The sequence below is a fragment of the Dorea sp. OM07-5 genome, from assembly GCF_003481355.1.
Taxonomy (GTDB): Bacteria; Bacillota; Clostridia; order Lachnospirales; family Lachnospiraceae; genus Dorea_D; species Dorea_D hominis.
In genome coordinates, this window is the sequence record NZ_QUKZ01000036.1 from 1 (window position 1) to 406 (window position 406).

Below are 406 nucleotides of genomic sequence, written 5' to 3' on the forward strand. Positions count from 1 at the left end.
TTACATTGACAAAGGGGCGAACCATTTATTATCCAAGCTATCTTGGAAATTATCTTACTTGCCTGTTCACAGTCAATGGAAAGATTGCATACTGTCTCCAGTCCCAGAAAGCATCCCCACCGAGTGGAAGTTATGTAGCACAGGTACTGGACAGCAATAAAAATTTGCAGAAAGTTCTTTATTATGGTTATGGCGGGGCAGGAGATATGACAGGAAGTTATCTGGCTGGAAAAACGGAAGATGAAAAGTATGTGTATACACACATTGCAGCCAGCTACGCTTATGCAGGAGAAGCCGGATTTACCGGATGTAATTATAATGACCTTGTAAATGCAGGGGTTATCGCATATATCAATTATCTGTTTGGACAGGAAGAACCGCCAAAAGGTGAACTGAGCCTTTCAAG

General features: G+C 41.9%; 1 protein-coding gene. It reads left to right on the top strand.

Features of this window, described 5'->3' with window-relative positions; translation table 11 throughout:
- On the top strand, positions 1–406 hold a 406-nt coding region (locus tag DXC04_RS15975; protein WP_243112182.1), incomplete at both ends, for a thioester domain-containing protein.